Genomic DNA, 26,026 nt, shown 5'->3' on the forward strand with positions numbered 1-26,026 from the left:
CACCGTCATCATGACGAAGATCTGGACCCCCGACAGCTGGCGCGCGCAGGAAGCCCGGCAATTGCCCACCTACCCCGATGCCGATGCGCTGCGGGCGGTGGAAACCGAGCTGCGTTCCTATCCGCCTTTGGTTTTTGCCGGCGAAGCGCGAGACCTGACGGCACGGCTCGCAGACGCGGCGTCTGGCAAGGCCTTCCTGCTGCAGGGTGGCGATTGCGCCGAAAGCTTTGCCGAATTCCATCCAAACACCATCCGCGACACCTTCCGCGTGCTGCTGCAGATGGCGGTGGTGATGACCTTTGCCAGCAAGATGCCGATCGTGAAGGTGGGCCGCATGGCAGGCCAGTTCGCCAAGCCGCGATCGGGCGATTTCGAGGAAATCGATGGCGTGTCGCTGCCCAGCTATCGCGGCGACAATGTCAACGATATCGAATTCACCGCCGAAGCGCGCATGCCCAACCCGCAGCGGATGATCCGCGGCTATATGCAATCGGCGTCGACCCTGAACCTGCTGCGGGCCTTTGCCAGCGGCGGCTATGCCAATCTGCACCAGGTGCACAAATGGAACCTGGATTTTGCTGCGCGCAGCCCCTGGGCCGAACAATATGCGCAACTCGCCGACCGGATCGGCGAGGCGTTGGACTTCATGGAAGCCATCGGCCTGTCACCCGATACCGTGCCGCAGTTGAAGGGCACCAGCTTCTTCACCAGCCACGAGGCGCTGCTGCTGGGCTATGAAGAAGCGATGACCCGGCAGGACAGCCTGACCGGCGATTGGTACGACACGTCGGCCCATATGCTGTGGATTGGCGACCGCACGCGCTTTGCGGGCAGCGCGCATGTGGAGTTCCTTCGCGGCGTGGGCAACCCGCTGGGCCTGAAATGCGGGCCGAGTTTGGAGCCGGATGACCTGATCCGCCTGCTCGATACGCTGAATCCGGGGAACCAGCCGGGCCGAATCACCCTCATCACCCGATTCGGCCATGACAAGGTTGAGGCGCATTTGCCCCGCCTGATTCGCGCCGTGAAGCGAGAAGGTCACCATGTTTTGTGGAGCTGTGACCCTATGCACGGCAATACGATCAAGGCCGGAGGGGGCCTGAAAACCCGTCCGTTCGACCGAATTCTGACTGAAGTGACCGGATTCTTCGCGGTTCACCGCTCGGAAAATACCCATGCCGGTGGCATCCATCTGGAGATGACTGGTCAGGACGTCACGGAATGTACGGGCGGAGCCATCGCCATTTCGGACGAAGGCCTTGGCGCCCGGTATCAGACCCAGTGCGATCCCCGCTTGAACGCCAGCCAAAGCCTTGAGATGGCATTTCTTATTGCCGAAGCCCTGAAAGCCGAACGCGAGGCCCTGGCGCACAGCGCCGCCGCCTGAATTGCCCCCTGAAATCCCGGAACCGGTCACGCCCGGCCAGCCTTGATTGGCTGGCCGGGCGTTGCTTTTTTGACCTCGATTTTCCGCACGACCGTTCAGGCTCTGGTCAGGGAAAATTAGTAATTCCACCTCGAGAGTACGTAACGAATATCGTTGATGAATATTCATCACGACAATGCTCTGTCGTTTACATTTTTATCACCAATACGGACTAAGCAGCCTGTGAAACCGGACGTTCTAGCGCTTTAGAACATTTGGTTAATGAATGTTTTTATTTGGACTTCTTAGCCGATGTAAAAACTTCGTTACTAGTTGCTTGGCGTAACAATTTGTTCATTATTTTGTTGTGTGCGTTAACCGCAGTAACTTTTGCGTTACGCATGATGCCTGAAAGGCTCAACCACGATGTCTGTATTGCTGCACCGAGTGGCGTTTGAAGATGGCTTGGCCATCGCCCAATATGAGTCAGCCCAAGACGATCAGATGACCTTTGGTACGCTTGGCGTTCGCGATGGTGCTCCGGCAGTGGCAGCGCAGGCCGCCCGCCCGGTCACTGAATTGCTGGTACAGTTCCGCCCCGGCGCCAGCGCGGCCGATCAGGCTCTGGCAATCAGCAATGCCGGCGGCAGCGAAGCCAGCGTGATCCGCAGCGCCGCCGATGGTGACCTGCTGGTGATCAAGGTGGGCGGCGGACGCAGCGCCGAAGCGGTAATGGACGCGCTGGCCAACAACCCCATTGTGGCATTTACTGAAGCCAGTTCGGCCATCGCAGTGCAGGGCAGCAACGACACGCGCTACACCAATGGTGGTCTGTGGGGCATGTATGGTGACACCACCAGTCCGGCCAACCAGTTCGGCAGCCAAGCCGGCGAGGCCTGGGACCGCGGCTTTACTGGTTCCACCAAGACGGTGATTGGCGTCATCGATACCAGCATCGATTACACGCACGCTGATCTTTATCTCAATATCTGGCTCAATCCCGGTGAAATTCCGAAGAATCTTGGTTTGGTCGATACCGATGGCGATACGCTGATCACCTTCCGCGATCTCAACAATGTCGCAAATACTGGTGCCGTACGCGACGTCAACGCCAACGGCCGCATCGATGCCGGCGATCTGTTGAACGACACCCGCTGGGAAAACGGCGTCGACAATGACGGAAACGGCCGCATCGACGATCTGGTTGGCTGGGATTTTGTCAACAACGACAATGATCCCATGGATGGCAATGGCCATGGCACGCACGTTGCCGGCACCATCGGCGCCATTGGCAACAACGCGCTGGGCGTGGCCGGCGTGAACTGGGCCGTGCAGATGGTAGCTCTGAAATTCCTGCCCGACAGCGGTTCGGGCACCAGTGCCGCCGCCATCAGCGCCATCGATTACTACACCAACGCGGCCAAGGCCCATGATGCCGGCGCCGGCAACTATGTTGGCACCAACAACAGCTGGGGCGGTGGCAGCCAATCGACGGCGATGCTGGATGCCATCGTGCGCGCCGCCAAGCAGGACCTGTTGTTTGTGGCGGCCGCCGGCAATGGCGGCAGCCATCAGGTGGGCGACAACAACGACAGCGTCGCCTATTTCCCCACCAACTATTCCACGCAGGCCGCTGCCGGTTGGGAAGCCGTGGTATCGGTGGCCAACATCACGTCCACCGGGGCCCGTGCCGACTCGTCGAACTTCGGCAAGCTCACAGTTGATCTTGGGGCACCCGGCAGCTCGATCGTTTCGACCACGCCTGGTGGCAATTATGCCGCTTACACTGGGACGTCGATGGCCTCTCCGCACGTGATGGGCGCGCTCGGCCTGCTGAGCAGTGCCAATGAAGGCCTGACCGGCGCCCAGCTGCGCGCGGCGCTGTTGAACAGTGCGGAAGCAACAACGTCGCTGACCAACATCACGGTCTCCAACGGCCGCCTCGACGTCAACGATCTGATCACGCTCGGCCTGGGCCAAACTCCGACGCCCACTCCGACGCCCACCCCTACCCCCACGCCGACTCCAACGCCGACTCCAACGCCGACCCCAACTCCGCCGCCGTCTCCAGACCAGGTGATCTTTGGCACCGACAATCCAGACACGCTGACCGGCGGCGCTGGCAACGACACCATTTCTGGCGTGGCACTCACCAGCACCAAAATCGGCAGCCGCTCGGTGGACATTCTGACTGGCGGTGCTGGCAACGATCTGTTCATCCTGGGTGATGCGCGTGGTGCATTCTACGATGATGGACGCGCCGACAACCAAGGTTTTGGCGACTATGCCCGCATCACCGATTTTTCCGAAGGCGATCGCATTCAGTTGGCACCCGGCACCTATTTCCTGATCGCCGGCACGCTCAACGGGATCAACGGCACGCGGATCTTCCACGACATCAACGGCACCGGCAGATACGACAGCCCCGACGAGGCGATCGCTTTCGTGGAGGGCAGCAAGACGCTGACCATGGCCGATATCGTGTTCTCGACAGCGTCCCCGTCGCCGCCACCGACGCCCACCCCGACGCCTACCCCAACACCTACGCCGACGCCGACGCCGACGAATGTCATTTACGGCACCGACAGTCCGGACAAGGCGATCCTCGGCACGACCGGTGACGACATCATCTCCGGCGTTCCGACCAACAGCACTGCGCTGGGCACTTTCACCGTGGACATCATCACGGGCAACCTCGGTAATGATCTCTTCGTGCTCGGCGACGGGCGCGGCGTTTTCTACAATGATGGTCGCTGGGACAAGAATGGCGCCGGTGACTATGCCCGCATCACCGATTTCAGCGCTGGTGATCGTGTGCAGCTGCTGGCGGGGAACTATTTCCTGAACCAGGGCACCGTGGGCGGCTTCACCGGCACACGCATCTGGTGGGACAGCAACAACAACGGCAAGCTGGAAACGTTCGACGAGCTGATCGCGCTTGTTCAGGGCAGCAAGACCATCACGGCGGCGGATTTCGTTTTCGTCGCTCCCGGCTCTAATGCCGTGGGCGATATCGATCCGGTTGGGCTCGAAGCGAGCGCCATCGATGTAAGTGCCTTCACGGCGACTGGCGGCGGCGACATGCTTGCTGCTTTTGGCGGCGGGCCGTCATGGTTCAGCGATCTTGGCTCAGCCCAGCTTGGCTTTGCCCATCTTCAGCAACAGAATATCATGATCGCTTAACGGGTCACGGCGCACGCGCCGTGCGGGGCGAGGTCGGCCAGGGACGCCTGGCCGACCTTTGCCGTTTGACCGGCAGCCGCCTTTGCGCCCCCTGCCCTCTCGCTTCTGGCAATGGCGCCGGTCCCTGCGGGCCGTGATGATGGTCTGTCATCAGACAGGAACCGATCATGAGCTTTCCGTTGCCCAACGCGTCACACGATCTCACTGGTCAGATCGCCATTGTCACCGGTGCATCATCCGGGTTGGGCGCCCGCTTTGCCCGAGTGCTGGCAGCGGCCGGCGCCAGCGTTGCGCTGTGTGCGCGCCGGACTGACAAGCTGGACGCTCTTGTCGCCGAGATCACCGCGGCCGGCGGCACCGCCCGCACCTTCCAGATCGATGTGGCGGATCAGGCACAATGCCTAGCGCTTGCTGAATCCGTGGAAGCCGCGCTGGGGCCGGTGTCGATCCTGATCAACAATGCCGGCATTCCCGATGCCGCCCGCGCCCACAAGTTGAGCGCCGAACTCTACAATCAGGTGATGGCGGTGAATGTGAGCGCGCCGTGGCTGCTGTCCACCAGCCTTGCCGCCCGCCGCATTGCCGATGGCAAGCCGCTGCGCATCGTCAACATCGCGTCGATGGCAGCGTTTGAATATCAGGGCCATGGCGCCGCGCTCTACAGCATGACCAAGGCCGCCGTGGTGCGGATGACCGAGGTGCTGGCCGTGGAATGGGCGCGCTATCCGATCAACGTCAACGGCATCGCGCCGGGCGCCTTTGCCAGCGAGATGATGGACGGCATGCTGAGCCGCATGGGCGACATCACGCAAAGCTTTCGCCGCAAGCGGCTGGGCGATCCGGCAATGATGGATTCCACCCTGCTCTACCTTGTCGCCCCGGCCAGTGAAGCGGTGACCGGCACGGTGATCAAGATCGACGATGGGCAATCCAACAGGTGAGCGGTATGACCTACGAAACCATCTCCATCGAACAGCGCGGGCCTGTTGATTGGCTGACACTCAATCGCCCCGACGCGCTGAACAGCATCAACAACCAGATGGTCGCCGATCTTTCGGATTATTTCGGCCGCCTGTTCAACGCCCGCCACACCCGCATCGTGGTGATGAAGGGCGCCGGCCGTGCATTCTGCGCCGGGTTGGACATAAAGGCGCAAGGATCGCAGGAAGCGCCCTTTGCCGGCGGCTTCGGCTTTCAGGGCTGGCTGGCTGATGTGTATGTGAAGATGCGGCGCTGCCCGCAGCCGATCATCAGCCTGATCCATGGCGCGGCCTGTGGCGGCGGTTTCGCCTTTGCGCTGGCCAGCGACATCCGTATCGCCGCGACAAGCGCTCGCATGAATGCTGCCTTCATCAAGCTGGGGCTTTCCAGCTGCGACATGGGCACATCCTATTTCCTGCCGCGGCTGGTGGGTGCCAGCCTGGCCGCCGAACTGATGATGACCGGCCGCTTCATCCATGCAGACCGCGCGCTGGCCACCGGCCTCGTGAGCCAGGTGGTGGCTGACGTGGAACTGGAAGCCGCCGGCGAGGCACTGGTGGCGGAGATGCTGGCCACTTCGCCCATTGGCTTGCGGATGACCAAGGAAGGCCTGGGCTTTGCCATCGATGCCCCCAGTCTGGAGGCGGCGATCGCACTCGAAAACCGCAACCAGCTGATGTGCGCGGCCAGCGATGACTTCAAGGAAGGGCTGGCGGCGTTTCTCGAGAAGCGCCCGCCGAATTATTCCGCCTAGGCGCCGATCCGCGCCATCAAGCCGATGGGATCGCCCTTCTTCACAGCCTCCCAACGCTTCAATGCAGCCTCGCTGCAATAGCGGCCCTCGCCCAGATCAGCCCGGTGGGCGCCTTGGGTCGCGGGCACGCCGGTGCGCACACTGCCCGTGGCCAGCGCTACCACGACCCGCACTGGGCCGGCACGGGTTTCGATGAGGCCGCAAACGCCGGGCCGGCCTTCGCCATCAAGCCCGGCGAGCGGTGCCAGCAGCGTGGCATTGGCATGGCCGGCGGCGTGCAGCATGGCTTCGGCGCGGTGGGCGGCGAGTTGTTCCGGCCCGGGTTCCGGGGCGCAGGCTGCCAATGGCAGGAGAAGCAGGATCAAGCGGCGCATGCAGAAGCGATAGCAGAGTCCGCCACGCCCCGCCCCACTGACACGGAGTCGCGGTTTCAGGCTGGTTGGCTGGCCATTTTCTGCAGCATCTCGCCCATCATCTGGTGCACCATCTGGATGGCCTTCAGGGGGCGCACCATCACCTTGAAGTGGGTGATCTGGCCGGCATCGTTCCAGGTGATCATGTCGATGCCATTCACCTTGATGCCATTGATCGTATTGGCGAATTCCAGGATGGCGCTGTTGGCGTTCATCCACTCGCCGCGATAAGTGAAACCGTCACCACCCAGCACCTTGTCGGCACTGGCAAGATATTTGAACACGATCTCGCGGCCTTCCTGCGGGGTGTGCACCACCGGGCTTTCGAACACGCAATCGGGATGCAGTATGTCCCACAACACCTGATGGTCGGGATTCTTGATGTGGGCATGCCAGCGGGCGAGATTCTCGGCGGTGGTGGGCATGGGTGGGCTCCTTTGATGCGGAGCTTAACCCGGAAACCCACCCCCAGCCCCTCCCGCAAGCGGGAGGGGAGCTACTCCGCAGCCTCCGGCCGGAACACCGCCGCGCCGGGCAGTTCCCTCACCTGGGCCGAACCGCGCTTTTCGCGCACCCACTGCATCACGCTTTCGATGCCCAGATAGACGACCGGCGTGATGAACAGGGTGAGCACTTGGCTCACCACTAGGCCACCCAGCACGGCAATGCCCAGCGGCTGCCGCAGCTCGGCGCCGGCACCGATGCCCAACGCAAGCGGGGCAGCGCCGGCCATGGCGGCAAAGGTGGTCATCATGATCGGGCGGAAACGCTTGGCAGCGGCTTCGCGGATGGCGTGGGCCGGAGTCCAGCCATGGGCGCGCTGACCGGCGAGGGCGAAATCGATCATCATGATGGCGTTCTTTTTCACGATCCCGATCAGCAGCACGACGCCAATGATGCCAATCACGTCCAGCGGCATGTCGAACAGCCACAGGAACATCACCGCACCGATGCCGGCCGCCGGAAGACCCGACAGAATGGTGATCGGGTGAACGAAGCTTTCATAAAGCACGCCCAGCACGATGTAGATGACGACGATCGCCGCCAGAAACAGGATCGGCATGGACTTGGTGGAGGCCTCGAACTGCTGGGCATTGCCGCCCAGCGCGCCCGACACGCCGGCGGGCTGGCCGATCTCGGCGGAGGCTGCTTCAATCAGTGGCTTCACTTCGCTCAGCGCGACGCCAGGCAGCAGGTTGAACGAGAGGGTGACCGCCGGAAGCTGGCTCTGGTGCGAAATGGTGAGCGGCGCGCCACCAACAGTAACGCGTGATACCGCCGACAGCGGCACAAGTGTACCCGAACTGCCGCGCACGTTCAGCCGCCCGATGGCATCTGGGTTGGTCTGATCACGCGGATCGATTTCCATGATCACCTGATAATCTTCGGCGTCGGTAAAAATGCGGCTGATCTGCTGGTTGCCATAGGCGGCAAGCAGCACACGGCGCACGGCATCCACGGGCACGCCAAGCCGGGCGGCGGCGTCACGATCAACCTCGACAAAGGCCTGGCGGGCACCGCGCTGATAATCGCTGTTCACGTCCACAAGGCCGGGGATGGTACGCATCCGCTGTTCGAGGCGGGGGGCAAAGGCGTAGAGTTCATCCTTGTCCACGGCCGAGATGGTATATTGATAGTTGGTCGCGGACGGCCGGCCACCCAGCTGCAAATTCTGCTGCACATTGGGGAAGGCGGAATAGCCCGGAATACCAGCGGTTGCCTTACGCAGGCGGGCCAGCACGGTTTCGATGTCGTCGCGTTCGTCACGCGGTTTCAACGGCGCAAAGATGCGACCGCCGCCGGAACCGCCCATGCCAAGGATGGCGTTGACGCGGGCGACGGCAGGATCGTCCTGCACCTTACGGGCGGCAATGGCGTGCTTCTTGGCCATTTCGTCATAACCAAGATCGGGCGCGCCTTCCGTACCGAAGAACACCACGCCGGTATCTTCTGACGGAAAGAAGCCCTTGGGCACAGCCATGAAGCCCCACACCGCCACCGCAACGGAGGCCACGGTCAGACCGCCGATGACCTTGCGGTGCTGCAGGGCCCAATCGAAGGCCTTCAGATAGCGTTCGGTCAGGCGGGCAAAGGCCGCCGTGGTGATGCGGGCCACGCGACCCGGTTCCTGGTGCCCGGATTTGAGCAAGCGCGCCGCCATCATCGGAATGAGGGTTAGCGACAGCACTGCCGACACCGCGATCGAAATCGTCATGGTCACGGCAAATTCGCTGAACAGCCGGCCGATGATGCCACCCATGAACAACAGCGGGATGAACACGGCGACAAGGCTGACCGAGATCGAGACAACAGTGAAACTGATCTCGTTGGCACCGATGATGGCGGCGCTGCGCGGGTCCTCGCCATCTTCAGTGTGGCGCACGATATTCTCCAACACCACGATCGCGTCATCAACCACGAAGCCGGTGGCCAGTGTGAGCGCCAGCAGGGACAGATTGTTGAGCGTGAAGCCAAAGAAATACATGCCCGCAAACGTGCCGATCGCAGCCACCGGCAGCACGATGGCCGGAATGAACGTGGCCCGCGCATCGCCCAGCACCAGATAGATCACCAGGATGACGAGGAAAGCCGTGCCCACCAGGGTTACCTGCGCGTCGAACACGCTTTCGCGCACCGATTCCGATCGATCGAGGATTTCGCTGATATCCACCGAAACCGGCATGGCTTCACGCACAGACGGCAGCACTTCGCGAACCGAGTCCACCAACTTCACGACATTGGCACCGGGCTGGCGGCTGACAGCAACCGTGAGCGACGGCTCGCCATTGAAGCGCGCTCCGCCGCGCAGTCGTTCATAGCTGCTGATCACACTGGCCACGTCAGCCACCCGCACCGGCAGGCCGTTGCGATTGGCGATGATGATATTGGCAAATTCCGACGGTTTTTCGAGCGTGCCCGAGGCATCGAGAACATAGTTGCGCGCGCCGCCGGTGATGGAACCCACCGCGATATTGCTGTTGGCTGCAGAAACCGCCGTGCGCAGATCATCAACGGTCAGGTTGCGGGCAGCCAGCGCCGCAGGATCGAACTGGATACGCACCGCATAGCGCCGATCGCCATAGGTTTGCACCTGGCCAACACCCGGAAGGGTGGAAACCCGCGGCACCAGCAGATTGTCCACCAGGGTCTGCAGATCATTCAGGGCCCGCGTCTTGTCGCGCACCGACAGGATAATCACCGGGGAATCCGCCGGGTTAATCTTGCGAAAGCTGGGCGGATTGGGCATTTCCGGCGGCAACCGGCGGGTGACCGCCGACAGCACGGACTGCACGTCGAGCGCGGCGGAATCAATGTTGCGATCGAGTGCAAACTGCACGGTGATCTGCGTGGAGCCAGTGCTGCTGGACGAAAGCACCTGTTCGATGCCGGCAACGGTGGACAGCTGGCGTTCGATCGGCGTTGCCACCGATGCCGCCATGATGCCGGGGTTGGCCCCGGGCAGGCTGGCTTCGATCTGGATGGTGGGCAGATCAACCTCTGGCAGGGCCGACACCGCCAGTTGGCGATAACCGAACAGGCCGCCGAACACGACCGCGAGAGTCAGAAGGATGGTGGCAATCGGCCGCTCGACACAGAGGCGGACAAAACCCATCAGCCAGCGCTCCCGGCCGGCGCGGCTGGACGATCAGGGCTGGCCGCCAACTGGGACTTGTCCGGCCCCTTCAGGCGCACAGTGTCCCCCTCTTTCAGGCGGGCAAGCGCATCGACCACGACCTGTTCGCCAGGCTTCACGCCTCCGGCAAGATAAACCTTGCCACGCAGGCGCCCAGCGATATCCACATTGCGCATCTGCACCTTGCCGCCGGACCCTTTCGCGCCAGGCGCCTTGGCAGTACCGGAAACCGCCCACACGAAGGGGGCGTCGCGGCCGGTCTGCACCGCGCCTTCGGGCAGGGTGATATGCGGCGTGGCGCGTTCCAGTGGGAATTCAACATCGATGATGGCGCCCGGCCACAGCACGTCGCCTTCGTTGCGGAATTCCGCGCGAGCCGCGACGCCGCCGTTGCCCGGATCGATATTATTATCAAGGAACACGAGGCGGCCGGTGGCCAGCACCTCACCGCTCTGCCGATCCCGTGCCAGCACACTGCCGCCGCCACTGGCCTGCACGGCGCGCGCCTGTTGCACGTTGGCCGCCGGCACCAGGAAACGCACGTGGATGGGAGAGATCTGGTTGATCGTCACCAGCGGCGTGGCATCGCCCTGGCGCACGGTGGCGCCCCGTCGAAAGCCAAGTTCACCGGTACGCCCGGAAATGGGCGCGGTGACGGTCAGGAACGACAATTGCACCTGCGCTGATTGCAGCAGTGCGCGGTTGGTTTCGATCTGGCTGCGGGCAGACCAGGCATTGGCCCGGGCCAGATCCCGCGCGGCGGCCGATACGAAGCCCTTCTCTACCAGCTTCTCGGCCCGCTCATAATCCAGCGTGGCGCGGCGCTCGGCCGCGATGGCGCCCTTCAGTTCGCCTTCTGCCTGGGCCACCGCAGCCCGGGCCTGGCGCGAATCGATACGGAACAACAGCTGTCCGGCGCGCACATTATCGCCCTCTCTGAAGGCAATAGACATGATCTCACCATCGCCGCGCGGCCGCACGGCCACGCTCTGGCTGGGAGTGACGGTGCCGAGCGCCAGCAAGGTGGGCGCAAAATCCTCCATGGCGGCGACCTGGGCAGACACAAGTTGCGGCGGCCGCTTGCCGCGGCCGGGTTTGCCGCCGACATTATCGCCCTCGCCGCTGGAACAGGCGGCAAGCAGCACTGCAAGCGCAAGCGCGCCGCCACGGCGGAAGAAGGGGGCATCAATGATCATCGTTTTGCAGTCCAAACCCTTACGCGCTGCCCAGGGGTTTCCCCCGCGCGAATTTGAGCATGCCGTGCGTTATGCGGCTTTGGCATTCAGTGCAAATACGTCGTTGCCGCACAGCACCGGATCAGGCGCGCAGTTTCCAGCCCGATTTCACCACGCGATAGCACAGGAACCACAGCGCGACGTTGACCAGCGCCAGCAGCAGTGCCGATTGACCCAGGGGCCCATCCGACACGCCGATGAAGCCGGCCCGGAAACCATCGATCACATGGAAGAAGGGATTGGCATGGGCAATTCCCGCCACCGTTGGCCCAAGCCGTTCAACGGCATAGAAGGTGCCCGACAGCAGCGTTAGCGGCTGGATCACAAAGTTTGTGGCCGCCGCGGCATGATCGAACTTGTCGGCCCACACGCCCGTCAGGATGCCGAGCAGTGCCAGCAGGATCGCGCCCATGGTGCCGAAATAGAGCACCAGCAGCGGATCTTTCACCGGCACGTTCACGCCCGGTGCCACCGCCATAACCGTCCACACCGCCAGCCCCACCAGCCAGGCCCGCGTGACCGCACCGCCCACCCAGGCCAGCATCAATTCCCCTGCCGACAGCGGCGGCATCAACACATCGATGATCGAGCCCTGCACCTTGGCCACCAGGATGGACGACGAGGTGTTGGCAAAGCTGTTCTGGATCATGCCCATCACGATCAGGCCAGGGCCGAGGAAATCGGCATAAGGCACCCCAAGGATCAGGATATCGCCGCGGCCCAGTGCCACGGCAAAGATCACCAGGAACATCAGCGTGGTGACCGCCGGCGCCCAGATGGTTTGCAGTTGCACCTTGAAAAAGCGCCGTACCTCTTTCAGATAAAGGGTCTTCAACCCTTCCGTGTTGAGCCGTGCAATCACGGGCACCCCGGGCTCCGGGTGTGCTGGCAGCTTGTTATCAGCGTTCATCATCGCTAGGGGCTTACGATTGCACGCGCGCCCTGCCAAGGGGTGACACCGATTATCTGAGGGCAAGACGCACCATGGCCTGGACCGACGAACGCATCGCAAAGCTCAAGCAGGGCTGGGAAGGCGGCATGACCGCGACCCAGATTGCCGAAATGCTGGGCGAAGGCGTGACCCGCAATGCCGTGATCGGCAAGGCGCACCGGCTGGGGCTGGAAAGCCGGCCTTCACCGGTGAAGGCCACCGACGCCACGCCGGCCCCTGCCCGCGCTGCGGCCGCCGCGCCACCGCCGGCCGCCGCTGCGCCACCGCCTGCCCCGGCCCCGGTGGCCGCCAGTGCGCCAGCGATCACGCCGATGGAAGCACCGGCCGCACGCCCTGTCGCCAAGCCGTCCACGGGTGTCAGCAAGGGCGGCAAGCAGACACGCACCAGCCTGCTCGATCTGAATGAAAAAGTGTGCAAGTGGCCGATCGGCCATCCGGGAGACGCGGATTTCCATTTCTGCGGCCGCCCGTCCAACGCCGGCTTTCCTTATTGCAATGATCATTGCCTGGTCGCCTATCAGGCGCAGATGCCGCGCAAGGATCGCCCGCGTCAGTTGCCGCCGCTGCCGGGCGCGCCCCGCCGGTAGCCGGCCGCTGCCGGCCTGTGCCGGTTCGTGGCCGCCCTCGCTGTTTTGCCCCATTGCCGCCAGCCCGCCCTCGCTTTACGTTCGCGTAGAGGGAGACGAGTACCGTGAGTTCCACTGATTTCGACGTTTTGATTGTTGGCGCCGGCCTGTCGGGCATTGGCGCGGCGGTTCATCTGCAGCAGAATTGCCCGAACGAAACCTATGCCATCCTGGAAGGCCGCGACGCCATCGGCGGCACTTGGGATCTGTTCCGTTATCCCGGCATCCGCTCTGATTCCGACATGTACACGCTGGGCTATCGCTTCAAGCCGTGGAAATCGGCCAAGGCCATCGCCGACGGCCCGTCGATCCGCAGCTACATCCGCGAAACCGCCACCGAGCATGGCATCAACCAGCACATCCGCTTCGGCCACAAGGTGACAAACGCCGCGTGGGACAGCGAAGCCGCGCGCTGGACGGTCACCACAAACCAGTCCACCCTCACCTGCCGCTTCCTCTACATGTGCAGCGGTTACTACAACTACGGCCAGGGCCACCGCCCGACGTGGGAAGGTGAGGCCGACTTCAAGGGCCAGATCATCCACCCGCAATTCTGGCCGGAATCGCTCGACTACAAAGGCAAGCGCGTCGTCGTCATCGGATCGGGCGCCACGGCGGTCACGCTGGTGCCGGCGATGGCCGATACCGCCGCGCACGTCACCATGCTGCAACGCTCCCCCACGTGGATGGTGTCCCGCCCCGGCAGCGATGCCATCGCCAATGCGCTGAAGGCGATCCTGCCCGCGCAAATGGCCTACGACATCGTGCGCTGGAAGAATGTCACACTCGGCCAATATTTCTACAAGCAAACGCGAAACAACCCCGGCAAGGTCCGGGAATTGCTGCTGAAACGCCTCGCCAAGCTGTTGCCCGCCGATTACGATCTCGAAACCCACTTCACGCCGGGTTACAACCCCTGGGATCAGCGCCTGTGCCTTGTGCCCGATGCCGATCTGTTCAACGCCATCACCGCCGGCAAGGCCGAGATTGTCACCGATCAGATCGCGAAGTTCGAGGCTGGTGGCATCCGCTTGCACAATGGCACGCTGCTGGAGGCCGACATCATTGTCACCGCCACCGGCCTGAAACTGGAAGCCCTGGGCGGCATGACCGCAACGGTGGACGGCGAAACCCGCCGCACCGCCGATGCCCTGGCCTACAAGGGCATGATGTTCTCCGGCATCCCCAACCTCGCCCAGAGTTTTGGCTATATCAACGCCAGCTGGACCCTCCGGTCTGATCTCATCGCCGATTATGTCTGCCGGCTGCTCAATCACATGCGCAAAACCGGCGTGGACATTGCCACCCCCACCCCCGCAGCAGACGTGGTGCCGGAACGGCTCGCGATGGATCTGCAATCCGGCTACGTCCAACGCGGCGCCGATGCCCTGCCCCGTTCCGGCAACCGCGCGCCGTGGATGGTGACGGCCAATTACAAATACGACCGCAAGGAACTGATGGAAGGCCCGGTGACGGACGAGATGGCGTTTGCAAAAGCCGGCGCTGTGGCGACAGAACGGGTGCTGGAGGCGGCGGAATAGCCAAGGGCCTTCCCGTCAACGCGGGTTGAGATCAACCACCTTCCAGTTGAGCGACGCTGCAAATGCCACCCATGCCAGATAGGGCAGGATGAGCAGCGCCGCCTGGCTGTCGATGGGCCACAACCCGATCATCATCGCGAGCACCGAGGCCCACAGGAACGGCACTTCGATCAGCGCCCAATCGGGCCGCTGCAATTTGAAGAACAGCGGGCTCCAGGCCAGGTGGAACACGGCGTTCACGCCAAACAGGATCAGCACGTCCCGCTGCTGCGCCGCATCGCCGGCATCCCAGGCGCGCACCGCCGCCCATGCCGCCAGACCAAGGATGATCGTCCACCCCGGCCCGAACGCCCAACCGGGCGGCTGCCATGCGGGCTTGCGCAGCCGGGCATACCAATCGGCCCGCGGCGTCATCAGCCCGCCCACCAGGCACAGGCCCACCATCCAGATAATCGCACTCGCAAGTGGCAGGTTGAATTCGGACAAGGCGGAGCCTCACTTTCAACCGCCTCCATGCAGCATCGACGCCCGGCAAGATAGGGCGGCCCCATCGCCCCCCCTTGCGGCTTTTACCCTATGCGCCGGCGGCGCTGCGCCTGCCCTGCCGGCGCCGGTGCCGCCGGTACAGCACCGGGGCAAAAACATGATCATAGGCCGCGCTGGCAATCTGCCTGATCCCCGGCAACCCCACGATCCGCGCCAGCCATCGATAACGCGGCATCTGCGACCACAGCACCAGGAACGCCAGCACACCGGAAACGATCACCCCGTCACGCTGCACATACAGGCTGCGCGCAGCCGTATCGGCATCAATCCCCCACCGGTGCAGCGCATCCGTGTTCAGATCATCGAACCGGATCGGCAACCCCGCTTCGCCCACATAACGCGCATAATGGTCAACCTCGACCTGACACACCGGGCACTGGGCGTTGTAGAGTACCGACGTTTCGGAATTTTCAATCATGCGTCTCTGATAGTGGGAGGCAGAAACGGCGCCAGACCCCACCTCGCCGCAGGGCGGAGAAGGCAGCAGGGCCTCCGGCGGGCAGGGGCTCAGCCCCTGCCCGCCGGAGGCCTCCTCACTTAGCCAATCAAATCCGCTCCTTCACATACGCCCCCGGCGCGTCCTCGATCGCCTTGTAGGGCCCCTCACCCGGCACGCGTGGTTTCACCTGTTTGCCTGAGCGGGGGGTGAGCCAGGTGAGCCAGTGGGGCCACCAGCTGCCTTTGGTTTCCGTGCCGCTGGCGATGAAATCGTCGAGGGTGGCGACGGTTGGGTCACCGATCCAGTGCTGGTATTTCGTGGCAGACGGCGGGTTGACGACGCCGGCGATGTGCCCGCTGCCGGCCAGCACGAAGCGGGTTTCGCCGCTGAAGGCCTTGGTGAGTTTGAAGGCCGATTTTGCCGGCGCGATATGATCTTCCTTGCCGGCCTGGATGAAGGTGGGGGTTTTCACGGTTTTCAGATCGATGGGCACGCCGCACACGGTGAGTGCGCCGGGTTGGACCATCAGGTTTTCGCGATACAGATCCTTGATATACTGCTGGTGCCATTTGGCCGGCACGTTGGTGGCATCTGAATTCCAATAGAGCAGATCGAAGGGGAAATAGTCTTTCCCCAGCATGTAGTTGTTGACGACATAGTTCCAGATCAGGTCGTTCGATCGCAGCAGGTTGAAGGTGGTGGCCATGAAGCGGCCATCGAGCACGTGTTTGTCTTCCGTCAGCTTGTCCAGCGTTTCGACGCTGGGATCATCGACGAAGAATTTCAGTTCGCCGGCATCGGCAAAGTCCACCTGGGCGGTGAAGAAGGTGGCAGAGGTGATCTGGCTGGCCTGCCCGCGGGATTCGAGCACGGCCATGGTGGCGGCAAGTGTGGTGCCGGCGACGCAATAGCCGATGACGTGGGCGCCTTCGGTGTTGCAGATTTCGCGCGCCACGCGGACGCCCTGCAAAATGCCTTCTTCGACATAGGTATCGATGGTGGCATCGGCGATGCTTTCATCGGCATTTTTCCAGCTGGCGATGAACACGGTGATGCCCTGTTCGACGGCCCAGCGGATGAAGCTTTTTTCGGCGGTAAGATCGAGGATGTAGAATTTGTTGATCCACGGCGGGTAGATCACCAGCGGCACTTCGTACACGGTTTCGGTGGTGGGCGTGTACTGGATGAGCTGCAGCAGGCGGTTCTGGAAGACGACCTTGCCCGGCGTGATGGCGACGTTGCGGCCGACTTCGAAGGCGTTTTCGTCGGTCATCTTCATGCGGCCGGTTTGCAGATCGCCGAGCAGATGTTCGAGGCCCCTGAGCAGATTGGCGCCGCCGGTTTCGGCCGTGGTTTTCAGCACTTCGGGGTTGGTGAGCGCGAAGTTGGACGGGCTCATCGCGTCCACGAACTGTTTGATCAGGAATTGCGCCTTGGCCTTTTCGGCGGGTTCAAGCCCGTCAAGCTGGTGGGCGGCTTCCATGAAGTGGCTGGCGGTGAGCAGATAGGATTGGCGCAGGAAATCGAACGCGGGGTTTTGCGACCAGGCTTCATTCGCAAAGCGTTTGTCTTTGATCGTTGGCTTTTCGGCATCGGGGCTGAGGAAGTTTTTCCACAGCATCATGGCATCGGCCATGTACTTCTGCTGCTGTTCCATCAGGCGGGCCGGATCGGACATCAGGGCGGTGATCGCCTTTTGCCAGCCGGACATGAAGCCCATCGGATCGGTGACCATCGGCGTGGCGGCATGTTCCTTCGTCCAGAATTCCATCATCATCTGCTGGCCCTTGCCCATCAGATCGGTGAATTTCTGAAAGTTTTCCTGCGCTTGCACCTGGCGGGCGCCAAGATCGGTAGGGGATTCGGACGGTACGGGCGTGGCAGTCATTGGGGTGATCTCCTGATATCGCACCTTGCCCCTTGTGACGGGGCTTTGCCAAGCCGGCCATTTCAGCTAACGGCGAATTTGCTGGCACAGCGTGTGCCGGCTGCAAGGGCGTTCCACCTGTGACCAATCGTGCCACCATCATTGCGGCAATTGCCGGCGCTGCATCAGCAGCCGCCGCAGCTGCAACTGTGGCCGCAGGAGCGCCGCCGAGCTGAGAGTTTCGCAACATTCGAACTCTCCAACCGGCGGCGGCGGAACAAAATGGTTCCTCCGCCGCTTTTCTTTTGTCCACCTGTTGCCTAAGGACGCAGCCATGCAGGACGATTTCTACCGCATCAAACGTTTGCCGCCCTATGTGATCGCGGAAGTGAACGCCATGCGGGCCGCAGCGCGGGCCCGGGGTGACGACATCATCGATCTGGGCATGGGCAATCCCGATCTGCCGCCGCCGCCGCACGTGATCGCCAAGCTGGCCGAAGTGGCCGCCAAGCCCGATGCGCATGGATATAGCGCATCCAAGGGCATCGCCGGGCTGCGCCGCGCGCAGAGCGCCTATTATGAGCGGCGGTTCGGCGTGGATGTTGATCCCGAAACCGAGGTGGTTGTCACGCTGGGTTCCAAGGAGGGCCTGGCCAATCTGGCGCAGGCGATCACCGCGCCCGGTGACGTGGTGCTGGCGCCCAACCCGTCTTATCCGATCCACACGTTCGGCTTCATCATTGCCGGCGCGACCATCCGCAGCGTGCCGACAACGCCGGATGAGAAATATTTCGAGGCGCTGGAAAGGGCGGTGCGGTTCACTGTGCCGCGGCCGAGCGTGCTGGTGATGGGTTACCCGAGCAACCCGACTGCCGAGGTCGCCGATCTGGCCTTTTATGAGCGCGTCGTGGCGTTTGCGAAGAAGCATAATATCTGGGTGCTTTCCGATCTGGCCTATTCGGAAATCTATTTCGACGGCCAACCCACCCCGTCCATCCTGCAGGTGCCGGGTGCCAAGGACGTGGCGATCGAGTTTACCTCGATGAGCAAGACCTATTCAATGGCTGGCTGGCGCATCGGCTTTGCGGTGGGCAACAAGACGCTGATTTCGGCGCTGACCCGGGTGAAGTCTTACCTGGATTATGGCGCCTTCACGCCAATCCAGGCGGCGGCCGTGGCGGCGCTGAATGGCCCGCAGGATATCGTGCAGCAGAACCGCGAGCTGTATCACCGCCGCCGCGACGTGATGGTGGAAGCCTTTGGCCGCGCCGGGTGGGATATCCCGCCGCCGCGCGCCAGCATGTTTGCCTGGGCACCGCTGCCGCCGGCACTGGCGCATCTGGGCAGCCTGGAATTCTCCAAGCAATTGCTCACCGAAGCCGGCGTCGCCGTGGCGCCGGGTGTGGGTTATGGCGAGGATGGCGAAGGTTTCGTGCGCATCGCACTGGTGGAAAATGAACAGCGCCTGCGCCAGGCCGCGCGCAATATCCGGAAATATCTGCAATCGATGGGCGTCAACACGCCTTCCGCCAACGCGGGATCCTGAACCATGGTGACGCCGTTGCGGATCGGGATTGCAGGCCTGGGCAATGTGGGCGCTGGGTTGGTGAAGATCCTCACCGCCAACGCTGAGCTGGTGGCGAAGCGCGCTGGGCGGCCGATCGTGGTCACCGCCGTTTCGGCGCGCGATCGCAGCCGGGATCGCGGCGTGTCGCTCGACGGCATCGCCTGGGTGGATGATGCGGCCGAACTGGCCACCCGCGACGATGTCGATGTGGTGGTGGAATTGATCGGCGGCAGCGACGGCCCGGCACTCACGCTGGCGCGGCGCACGCTGGGCGCAGGCAAGCCGCTGGTGACGGCCAACAAGGCGATGCTGGCCCATCACGGCCTGGAACTGGCCGAAGCGGCCGAGAAAGCCGGCCTGCCATTGAATTATGAAGCCGCCGTGGCCGGCGGCATCCCGGTGATCAAGGGCCTGGCCGAAGGCGCGGCCGCCAACCGCATCACCCGCGTTTATGGCCTAATGAACGGCACCTGCAATTATATCCTGTCGCGCATGGAAGCCGAAGGGCTGGGCTTTGGCGACGTGCTGGCCGACGCGCAGGCGCTGGGTTTTGCCGAGGCTGATCCCAGCTTTGATATCGACGGCATCGATACCGCGCACAAACTTTCGATCCTCGCCGCGCTGGCCTTTGGCGCGCGCATCGATTTTGCCGGCGTGGCCTGCCATGGCATCCGCAATGTCGCCGCCGCCGATATCGCGCAGGCCGCCGCACTGGGCTTCCGCATCAAGCTGGTCGGCCTTGCCGAAGCCGAGAATGGCGAATTGTTCCAGCGCGTCCATCCGGCGCTGGTGCCGATCGATCACCCGATTGCCACCACCATGGGCAGCCTGAACGCCGTGGTGGTGGAAGGCGATTTCGTGGGCCGGTTGTTCTTCCAGGGCCGCGGTGCCGGCGAAGGGCCAACCGCCAGCGCCGTGGTGGCTGATCTGGTCGATATCGCCCGCGGTGATGTGCGGCCGCCGCTCGTGATGCCGGTGGCTGATCTGGCTGCCCTGCCCCGCGCGCCCGCAGCAGACCGGCGCGGGCGTTATTATCTGCGCCTGTCCGTGGCGGATCGCGCCGGCGTGCTGGCGGAGCTGACAGCGGCCCTGCGCGACAGCGGTGTTTCCATCGAAAGCCTGCTGCAGCGCGGCACCTCCAGCGACGGCGATGCCATGGTGGTGATGGTCACGCATGAAGCCCGCGAAGCCGATGTGCTGGACAGTCTGGCCCGCATGGCGGCCTCGCCAGCGGTGAGCGGGCAGCCGGTGATGATGCACATCCTTGATTTCTGACGCTTCCGCGTCGGGCTCGATTTTTGACGCCTTCCGCCCTGCCCCGTCGGGGCGTAAAGCGAAGCACGTTTGATTCGACTGTGGGAAAAAACAAATGACGGCTTCAAGCCCAGTACAGCCTTCGACGGCGCTTGATCGCGTGCTCGTTCTCGAAATGGTGCGTGTCACCGAATATGCCGCCATTGGCGCATCCAAGATGATCGGCCGCGGCGACGAAAAGGCCGCCGATGCTGCCGCCGTGGAAGCCATGCGCGGCGCGCTCAACATGCTGGATTTCGATGGCACCGTGGTGATCGGTGAAGGCGAGCGCGACGAAGCGCCGATGCTGTTCATCGGCGAAAAGGTGGGCAAGGCCATCGGCACCGGCCCGCGCATCGATATCGCGCTGGATCCACTGGAAGGCACCACCATCACCGCCAAGGCCGGCCCCAACGCGCTGGCCGTGCTGGCGATTGCCGAAGAAGGCGGGCTGCTCAACGCGCCGGACGTGTACATGGACAAGATCGCCGTTGGCCCCGGCTATCCCGACGGCGTCATCGATCTGGCCAAAAGCCCAACCGAAAATGTGAAGGCCGTGGCTGCCGCCAAGGGCGTGCCGCCCAGCGACATCATCATCTGCGTGCTCGACCGGCCGCGCCATGAAGCGCTGATTGCCGAACTGCGCGGCATTGGCTGCGGCATCATGCTGATCCCCGATGGCGACGTGGCTGGCGTGATTGCCACCACCAACCCCGATACCGGCATCGATCTGTACATGGGTTCGGGCGGCGCGCCGGAAGGCGTGCTGGCTGCGGCCGCGCTGCGCTGCGTGGGCGGGCAGATGCAGGGCCGCCTGTTGTTCCGCAACGATGATGAGCGTGGCCGCGCCCGCCGCTGGGGCATCACCGATCTGGATCGCATTTATGGCCTGACCGACATGGCCAAGGGCGATTGCATCTTTGCCGCCACCGGCGTGACCGATGGTTCGATGCTGAAAGGCGTCAAGCGCCGCAAGGATGGCATCATCACCACCGAAAGCGTGGTGATGCGGGCATCCACCGGCACCGTGCGCCGGGTGAGCGGCGAACATCGCGCCGATCGCCACCCGTAAGGCCGGCCCTTGCCTGAATCCATGCTGCGCCGCATGGATGCGTGCATGGACACCAAAGCTGTTTTCGGCATCTCCCAGTCCCTCACCGGCCAGCGCTGGGCGTGGCGCGGCGGGATTGCGCCCGGCGAAGGGCTGACCGGCCGCGCTGACGACGAGTTGCTGCACCAGTTGTTCCGTGCCCGCGGTGCTGATGCAGAGGACTTCGCCCGGCTTGCCACCCCCACCTTGCGCGACTGGTTGCCCGATCCGGCGATCTTTGCCGATATGGAACGCGCCGCCGAACGCATCGCCGATGCGGTGAAGGCGGGCGAACATGTCATCGTCTATGGCGATTATGACGTGGACGGGGCGACATCGGCCGCCGTCATGATCCGTTATCTGCGCGGCATCGGCGGCAAGGTCGGCCACTATATCCCGGACCGGCTGCTGGAGGGCTATGGCCCTTCGGCAGAGGCGCTGGTGGCGCTGAAACAGGCGGGCGCAGATCTGGTGGTCACGGTGGATTGCGGCACGCAAGGTTTCGAGGCGCTGGAAGCGGCAAACGCGGCTGGCCTGGATGTGATCGTGGTGGATCACCACAAGGCCGGCACGGCCCTGCCCCCGGCGCTGGCGCTGGTGAACCCCAACCGGCTCGACGAGGTGCCCGAGGCGGCCGCGCATGGCCATCTGGCAGCGGTGGGCGTGGCGTTTTTGCTGTGTGTGGCGCTCAATCGCCTGCTCAGGGCGCGCGGGCTGTTTGCCAACCGCGATGAGCCGAACTTGATGGAGCTCATCGATCTGGTCGCGCTTGGCACCGTGGCCGATGTGGCGTCGCTCAGGGGCCTCAATCGCGCGTTCGTCACACAGGGCCTGAAAGTGATGGGCCGCCGGGCCAATATCGGCATTGCGGCGCTGTGCGATGCGGCGCGCCTCAGCAGGGCGCCGGTGTCGCGCGACCTCGGCTTTGCGCTGGGGCCGCGGGTGAATGCCGGCGGGCGCGTGGGCCAGGCAGATCTGGGCGTGCGGCTGCTCACCACCCACGATGCCGGCGAAGCGGCCCAGATCGCTGCCGAGCTTGACCGGTTGAACCAGGATCGCCGCGCCATCGAACAGGCAGTGACGGAAGCGGCGCTAGCGGGTGCAATGCCTTCGCCAGGCTGCACATTGGTGTCTGGTGCCGGCTGGCACCCCGGCGTGATCGGAATCGTCGCCAGCCGCCTGAAGGAAAAGATGAACCGCCCGGCCATCGTGATCGCGATTGGCGAGGATGGCATCGCCAAGGGTTCGGGCCGCAGCATCACCGGCGTCGATCTGGGCGCCGCCGTGCTGGCCGCGAAGGATCATGGCCTGCTGATGGCCGGTGGCGGCCATGCCATGGCGGCCGGCCTGACCGTGGCCGCCGACGGCATTGCCGCACTGGATGCGTTCCTGAACGAGCGGCTGACCGATGCGGTGACGGCGGCCACGGCCGATCGCGCGCTCTCCATCGACGCCGCTGTCGCCCCGCGCGGGCTGAACGCCGGCCTGGTGGATGTGCTTGAAACCGGCGGCCCCTATGGCCAGGGCTGGCCCGCTCCGCGCATCGCTGCCGGGCCGTTCCAGATTGTCGACAGCCGCATCGTGGGCGAAAATCACCTGCGCTTGCAGCTTGCCGGCGCCGATGGCGGCCGCATCAAGGCGATGGCCTGGCGCCAGGGCGACAGTGAATATGGCGCGGCCCTGCAAGGGGCGCGCGGCCGCCCGGTGCATATCGCTGGCCGGGTGAAGCGTGACGATTGGACCGGCGGCAACGCCGTGGAACTGGAGCTGGACGACGCCGCATTTGCCGATTGAGACGCTTTTTTCATTTAAGCGGTTGACGCCAAGGCCCGAGGCCAATAACAGGCGGCCTCTCGCTGCTGGCCCCTTCGTCTAGCGGTCTAGGACGTCGCCCTTTCACGGCGAAAACACGGGTTCGAGTCCCGTAGGGGTCACCATTCAGCAGCGAGCATTGGCGGCAGGCTTTCAGCCTGCCGTTTTGCGTTTCGGGGGGTGGCAATCGCCCGCAGTGGCGCTGACGCACGCTGTAAGGCATTGACGCGCCATGCTCCCCACCCGCCCGCGCACTGTTCCTTCCTCCCGCCTGTCGCGTCTGGCGGGCTTTGGCCGGCTGGCCGGCGGCATCGCCGGCAATGTGCTGGGCGGCGGCGCGCGGGAAGTGCTGAAGGGGCAGCGGCCTGATCTGCCCAGCCTGCTGCTCAATCCCGCCAATGCCAAGCGCCTGGCCGACGAACTCGCGCGGCTGCGCGGCGCGGCGATGAAGCTGGGGCAGCTGATTTCGATGGACGGCGGCGAGGTGCTGCCGCGCGAACTGTCCGACATTCTCGCTCGCTTGCGCTCCGAAGCCGATCCGATGCCGGAAAAGCAGCTGGAGCAGGTGCTGGTGGCCGGCTGGGGGCCGGACTGGCGCGCGCAGTTCCAGCGGTTCGACATGGCGCCGATTGCGGCGGCCTCGATCGGCCAGGTCCACCGCGCCGTGGCACTGGATGGGCGCGATCTGGCGATCAAGGTGCAATATCCCGGCGTCGCGGCCAGCATTGATGCCGATGTCGACAATGTGGCGACGCTGGTAAAGCTTTCGGGCCTGCTGCCGGCGGGTTTTGCGGTGGAACCGCTGCTGGACGAAGCCAAGCGCCAGTTGCACGAAGAGGCGGACTACGCGCGCGAAGGCGAGATGCTGGCCCGCTATGGCGCGCTTGCCGCCGATTGGCCGGAGGTGGTGGTGCCGGAGCTCGCCGCCGACCTGTCGCGCCCGACCATATTGGCCATGAGCCACGTGAAAGGCGTCGCCATCGACAAAGCTGCCGCCCTGCCCCAGGCCGAACGCGACCGGCTGATGACGCTGATGCTGCGCATCCTCATGGCCGAATTGTTCGACTGGCGGGTGATGCAGACCGATCCCAACTTCGCCAATTATCGCTATGATCTGAACTCGGGCCGGTTGGTGCTGCTCGACTTCGGCGCGGCGCGGGTGGTGCCGGATCAGATCAGCGACGGATATCGCGCGCTGCTGGCCTCCGGGCTGGCCGGTGATGATGCTGCGCTGTTGGACGCGATGGCGGGCATCGGCATCCTGCCGCCCAATGCGCCGGCGGCGATGAGCGAAACCATCGTGGCCATGGCCCGCGACGGGTTTGCGCCGCTCAGGCTCGACGGCCCGTTCGATTTCGGCACCGGCGGCCTGGCCGGCAATCTGAAGGACCAATCGCAGACCCTGATCGGCCAGCGCGAACATTTCACCGCGCCGCCGCCCGATATCCTGTTCATCCAGCGCAAGATTGCCGGCATGTATCTGCTGGCGGCGCGGCTGAAGGCGCGGGTGGATGTGGCGGCGCTGGTGCGGCCCTATACGGGCGGTGGCAGCACGCAGGCATCGACCCAGCCCCGTGCCACCAGGGCGGCCATGCGCTGAGGCGCGATTTCCACGGAGGATTCCCGGCATCCGGCGGCCGGAAACACCGTCGGGAAGCCTTGCAAGGATAGATCGACCCAGACCGGCACATTCGTCGCAAGGCCGAACGGGCAGACGCCGCCGACCGCATGGCCGGTCACGGCCAACGTCTCTTCCGCATCCAGCATGCGCGGTTTGCCCCCGAGCGACTCTCGCGCCTTCTTGTTGTCCAGCCTGGCATCGCCACGCGTCACCAGCAGCAGCACTTCGCCGTTCACCCGCATCGCCAGCGTCTTCGCGATGCGCCCCGGCTCGACGCCCAATGCTGCGGCAGCTTCGGCCACCGTAGCGGTGGACGCGCCCGGCACGATCACCGGCACATCGGGAGCATGGGCAGCAAGCCAGCGCAGAACGTCATCATGAGCCATGACGCTGGAATTGCCTGCAATTGCGGCGCAGCACAAGAGTATTGGTTTGACAATACACCAGCGCTGCGGCAGCGATGCTGCATCGTCATTCTATCCCAAGGGGAAGCTCATGCGAATCGCATCCCGTGCGTTGGCCGCGTTGTTGCTGGCCGGCACTGCCTATCTGCCGGCCCAAGCCCAGCCCGCTGCCGAGCCCACCGCCGCCGACGCATCGTGCGCGTGAATGGGGTGAATCTGCGTCAGCGCTTCAACCAGGCGCCCGCCACGAGCATCGGTATTGATGCAGCGATGCAGGTGCCGCTGGCCGATGGCCTCACGCTGGAACTCACCGGTACCGCGCTTGATGCCAGCAGCGCCGGCCAGCCCCTGCTGCAACGCCCGGCGCACGAAGCAATGCTGGCGCTGGACTGGGCGCCCAAATCAGGCCTGGGCGAAGCCTTCGATCTGCGCGCCGAACTGCGCCGCATCGGCCCGGCCCGCGATCTGGCCCCCGATGGCTCGCTGGCCCGGCTGGCGCCCGCCACCGAAATCAACCTGCGCGCCCGTGTGCCGGTACTGCGGCTGGGCAAGGCACAAGTGAGTGCGACCGCGGCCATCGACAACCTCACCAACGCGGTGATCCTGCCGCAACTGGGTCTGCCGCAGCCGGGCCGCAGCATCCGGATCGGCCTTATCGTCGGGGGTTGAGGGCGCTGGCCCAAGTCGCTATAGCGCGAATGT

General features: G+C 64.0%; 22 protein-coding genes and 1 tRNA gene. 14 read left to right on the forward strand and 9 right to left on the reverse strand.

All coding sequences use genetic code 11. From position 1 onward, the window contains the following. The first annotated feature begins 10 nt into the window (after window positions 1-10). From G566_RS0101695 to G566_RS0101710, 4 genes are all read left to right on the forward strand, one after another. Window positions 11-1,387, forward strand: coding sequence for a class II 3-deoxy-7-phosphoheptulonate synthase (locus tag G566_RS0101695; protein ID WP_029131132.1), 1,377 nt, complete (start codon window positions 11-13; stop codon window positions 1,385-1,387). Window positions 1,388-1,792: 405 nt separating this feature from the next. Continuing rightward, window positions 1,793-4,549, forward strand: a complete 2,757-nt coding sequence (locus G566_RS15555; RefSeq protein WP_084706721.1) for a S8 family serine peptidase — start codon at window positions 1,793-1,795, stop codon at window positions 4,547-4,549. 167 nt (window positions 4,550-4,716) lie between these two features. Continuing rightward, a complete protein-coding gene (locus G566_RS0101705) occupies window positions 4,717-5,490 on the forward strand; it encodes an SDR family NAD(P)-dependent oxidoreductase (RefSeq protein WP_029131133.1) in 774 nt (257 codons plus the stop codon). Window positions 5,491-5,495: 5 nt separating this feature from the next. Further along, a complete protein-coding gene (locus tag G566_RS0101710) occupies window positions 5,496-6,284 on the forward strand; it encodes an enoyl-CoA hydratase/isomerase family protein (protein WP_022678950.1) in 789 nt (262 codons plus the stop codon). On the opposite strand, the gene G566_RS0101715 is transcribed toward G566_RS0101710, so the two are convergent. From G566_RS0101715 to G566_RS0101735, 5 genes are all read right to left on the reverse strand, one after another. Beyond that, the gene (locus G566_RS0101715) at window positions 6,281-6,649 is read right to left on the reverse strand and encodes a hypothetical protein (RefSeq protein WP_156874390.1); all 369 of its coding nucleotides are present in this window, start codon (window positions 6,647-6,649) and stop codon (window positions 6,281-6,283) included. The two genes, G566_RS0101710 and G566_RS0101715, sit on opposite strands and share 4 nt — an antisense overlap. A 65-nt stretch (window positions 6,650-6,714) precedes the next feature. Further along, complete coding sequence (locus tag G566_RS0101720; RefSeq protein WP_022678952.1) at window positions 6,715-7,122, reverse strand: nuclear transport factor 2 family protein; 408 nt, start codon at window positions 7,120-7,122, stop codon at window positions 6,715-6,717. 71 nt (window positions 7,123-7,193) lie between these two features. Beyond that, on the reverse strand, window positions 7,194-10,310 hold the full coding sequence (locus G566_RS0101725; protein WP_022678953.1) for an efflux RND transporter permease subunit: 3,117 nt from the start codon (window positions 10,308-10,310) through the stop codon (window positions 7,194-7,196). Then, on the reverse strand, window positions 10,310-11,527 hold the full coding sequence (locus G566_RS0101730) for an efflux RND transporter periplasmic adaptor subunit (RefSeq protein WP_022678954.1): 1,218 nt from the start codon (window positions 11,525-11,527) through the stop codon (window positions 10,310-10,312). The genes G566_RS0101725 and G566_RS0101730 overlap by 1 nt, the downstream gene beginning before the upstream one ends. A gap of 121 nt (window positions 11,528-11,648) precedes the next feature. Further along, window positions 11,649-12,479: an ABC transporter permease gene (locus tag G566_RS0101735; RefSeq protein WP_022678955.1), complete on the reverse strand. Its 831-nt coding sequence runs from the start codon at window positions 12,477-12,479 to the stop codon at window positions 11,649-11,651. Between the two features lie 71 nt (window positions 12,480-12,550). Between G566_RS0101735 and G566_RS0101740 the strand changes: the two genes are divergently transcribed. Both G566_RS0101740 and G566_RS0101745 read left to right on the forward strand, forming a co-directional pair. Beyond that, window positions 12,551-13,105: a GcrA family cell cycle regulator gene (locus tag G566_RS0101740; protein ID WP_022678956.1), complete on the forward strand. Its 555-nt coding sequence runs from the start codon at window positions 12,551-12,553 to the stop codon at window positions 13,103-13,105. Between the two features lie 104 nt (window positions 13,106-13,209). Then, window positions 13,210-14,685, forward strand: a complete 1,476-nt coding sequence (locus G566_RS0101745) for a flavin-containing monooxygenase (protein WP_022678957.1) — start codon at window positions 13,210-13,212, stop codon at window positions 14,683-14,685. Between the two features lie 15 nt (window positions 14,686-14,700). On the opposite strand, the gene G566_RS0101750 is transcribed toward G566_RS0101745, so the two are convergent. The 3 genes from G566_RS0101750 to G566_RS0101760 form a co-directional block, all read right to left on the reverse strand. Beyond that, window positions 14,701-15,171 (reverse strand): TspO/MBR family protein, encoded by a 471-nt coding sequence (locus G566_RS0101750; protein WP_336433243.1) that lies wholly within the window; start codon window positions 15,169-15,171, stop codon window positions 14,701-14,703. 88 nt (window positions 15,172-15,259) lie between these two features. Beyond that, a complete protein-coding gene (locus G566_RS0101755) occupies window positions 15,260-15,649 on the reverse strand; it encodes a thiol-disulfide oxidoreductase DCC family protein (RefSeq protein ID WP_022678959.1) in 390 nt (129 codons plus the stop codon). Window positions 15,650-15,776: 127 nt separating this feature from the next. After that, window positions 15,777-17,558 carry a PHA/PHB synthase family protein gene (locus G566_RS0101760; protein ID WP_022678960.1) on the reverse strand — a complete coding sequence of 594 codons (1,782 nt, stop codon included), beginning with the start codon at window positions 17,556-17,558 and terminating at the stop codon, window positions 15,777-15,779. Window positions 17,559-17,871: 313 nt separating this feature from the next. On the opposite strand from G566_RS0101760, the gene G566_RS0101765 reads away from it, so the two are divergent. The 6 genes from G566_RS0101765 to G566_RS13195 all read left to right on the forward strand — a co-directional run bounded on the left by G566_RS0101765 (window position 17,872) and on the right by G566_RS13195 (window position 24,899). Then, window positions 17,872-19,083 (forward strand): LL-diaminopimelate aminotransferase, encoded by a 1,212-nt coding sequence (locus G566_RS0101765; protein ID WP_022678961.1) that lies wholly within the window; start codon window positions 17,872-17,874, stop codon window positions 19,081-19,083. A 3-nt stretch (window positions 19,084-19,086) separates the two neighbouring features. Further along, entirely contained in the window at window positions 19,087-20,379 is a 1,293-nt protein-coding gene (locus G566_RS0101770; RefSeq protein ID WP_022678962.1) for a homoserine dehydrogenase, read from the forward strand. Window positions 20,380-20,473: 94 nt separating this feature from the next. Continuing rightward, complete coding sequence (gene glpX / locus G566_RS0101775; protein ID WP_022678963.1) at window positions 20,474-21,469, forward strand: class II fructose-bisphosphatase; 996 nt, start codon at window positions 20,474-20,476, stop codon at window positions 21,467-21,469. A gap of 45 nt (window positions 21,470-21,514) precedes the next feature. Further along, window positions 21,515-23,281, forward strand: coding sequence for a single-stranded-DNA-specific exonuclease RecJ (gene recJ, locus G566_RS0101780; RefSeq protein WP_029131136.1), 1,767 nt, complete (start codon window positions 21,515-21,517; stop codon window positions 23,279-23,281). A gap of 67 nt (window positions 23,282-23,348) precedes the next feature. Then, window positions 23,349-23,424: transfer RNA gene (locus tag G566_RS0101785), tRNA-Glu, on the forward strand. Between the two features lie 107 nt (window positions 23,425-23,531). Continuing rightward, window positions 23,532-24,899 carry an ABC1 kinase family protein gene (locus G566_RS13195; protein ID WP_022678965.1) on the forward strand — a complete coding sequence of 456 codons (1,368 nt, stop codon included), beginning with the start codon at window positions 23,532-23,534 and terminating at the stop codon, window positions 24,897-24,899. On the opposite strand, the gene G566_RS0101795 is transcribed toward G566_RS13195, so the two are convergent. Continuing rightward, a complete protein-coding gene (locus tag G566_RS0101795) occupies window positions 24,833-25,306 on the reverse strand; it encodes a YbaK/EbsC family protein (protein WP_022678966.1) in 474 nt (157 codons plus the stop codon). The genes G566_RS13195 and G566_RS0101795 overlap by 67 nt on opposite strands. On the opposite strand from G566_RS0101795, the gene G566_RS15560 reads away from it, so the two are divergent. Next, window positions 25,305-25,529, forward strand: a complete 225-nt coding sequence (locus G566_RS15560) for a hypothetical protein (protein WP_022678967.1) — start codon at window positions 25,305-25,307, stop codon at window positions 25,527-25,529. The two genes, G566_RS0101795 and G566_RS15560, sit on opposite strands and share 2 nt — an antisense overlap. Then, the gene (locus G566_RS0101805; protein ID WP_022678968.1) at window positions 25,520-25,993 is read left to right on the forward strand and encodes a TonB-dependent receptor; all 474 of its coding nucleotides are present in this window, start codon (window positions 25,520-25,522) and stop codon (window positions 25,991-25,993) included. Before G566_RS15560 ends, G566_RS0101805 begins: the two co-directional genes overlap by 10 nt. Window positions 25,994-26,026: the final 33 nt, after the last annotated feature.

Origin of the sequence: Sandarakinorhabdus limnophila DSM 17366 (genome assembly GCF_000420765.1) — a bacterium.
In the GTDB taxonomy this organism is placed as follows: Bacteria; Pseudomonadota; Alphaproteobacteria; order Sphingomonadales; family Sphingomonadaceae; genus Sandarakinorhabdus; species Sandarakinorhabdus limnophila.